A 1,164-nucleotide genomic window follows, 5' to 3' on the forward strand; every position below is an offset into this window, starting at 1 on the left:
TGATTTTGTGTACACCACATATCCCATGTGGGAGCGAGCCTGCTCGCGAAGGCGGCGCCCCAAACACCACCAATCTCAAACTGAACACCCCTCCCCCAATCCCCGTATAATCGCGCTTTTTTCCCGAAAGGCACCCCGCTCGTGGCAGACAAACGGTACAGCTGCATTGGTTTGTATAACCCCAAATCACCGGAGAATGTCGGTTCGGTGATGCGCGCCGCTGGCTGTTATGGCGTGGCGTCGGTGTTCTACACCGGCAAGCGCTACGAACGCGCCGCCGACTTCGTGACCGATACCAAGCGCGTCCATTACGACATCCCGCTGATCGGCATCGACGATTTGAAGAAAATCCTGCCGCTGAACTGCGTTCCGGTCGCCGTAGAACTGGTCGATGGAGCCCGCCCGTTGCCTGAGTACACCCATCCGGACCGCGCGCTGTACATCTTCGGCCCGGAAGATGGCTCGCTGGACAAAGAGATCCGCGACTGGTGCGAAGACGTGGTTTACATCCCGACCACCGGCTGCATGAACCTGGCCGCCACGGTGAACGTCGTGCTGTACGACCGCATGGCCAAAGGCCTCAATACCCGTTCGGGGCCGAAATTCCGCTGAGTTGCGGCTTATCCGATGGAACCGGCTGACGGTCCCGGCAGTCAGCTGACTATCCACTACTGAACCGAAGCCTGGAGACAGATCATGAGCGAACTCAAACGCGTAGAGCGCATCGAATCCACCCCGTTCCAGACTCCTGCCGACCACAATGTTCAAGGCTGGGAACGCATCGGTTCCCTCGCCGGTGGCGTGGTCATGGTGGGCAAGGGCCTGCGTCGTGGCGGTATCTTCGGCTTGATCCAGGTGGCCATCGGCGGCGTCGCCCTGGCCCGCGGCATTACCGGGCATAGCTCGGCCAAAAGCCTGCTGGAAAAGAGTCGTCAGGACATGAATAACGTGCGGGCGAAAATCCAGCGCGCCGCTGAAGATTTGAACCGATTGAAGGCCAACGCCGAAGCGGCGACCAAAACCGCGACCGTCACCGGGAATGATTCGTTGAAGTCGCCGAAAACCGGGGTTTGATCCGGATAGTTCGGTGAGGCTTCAGGCCTCTTCGCGAGCAGGCTCGCTCCCACAGTGATTTTGTGTACACCACATATCCCATGTGGGAGC

The 1,164-nt window shown here is 59.5% G+C and carries 2 protein-coding genes; both read left to right on the forward strand.

The genetic code is table 11. The features are described from left to right. Positions 1-141 precede the first annotated feature (141 nt). Positions 142-612: an RNA methyltransferase gene (locus tag HNQ83_RS30980; protein WP_046816778.1), complete on the forward strand. Its 471-nt coding sequence runs from the start codon at positions 142-144 to the stop codon at positions 610-612. 84 nt (positions 613-696) lie between these two features. Beyond that, entirely contained in the window at positions 697-1,074 is a 378-nt protein-coding gene (locus HNQ83_RS30985) for a DUF2892 domain-containing protein (RefSeq protein ID WP_175392635.1), read from the forward strand. Positions 1,075-1,164: the final 90 nt, after the last annotated feature.

This window comes from Pseudomonas sp. C2B4, assembly GCF_013359695.1.
Taxonomy (GTDB): Bacteria; Pseudomonadota; Gammaproteobacteria; order Pseudomonadales; family Pseudomonadaceae; genus Aquipseudomonas.

Excerpts from the sequence above, each read along its gene's own strand:
- HNQ83_RS30985 (WP_175392635.1), top strand. The coding sequence starts at position 697 with ATGAGCGAACTCAAACGCGTAGAGCGCATCGAATCCACCCCGTTCCAG.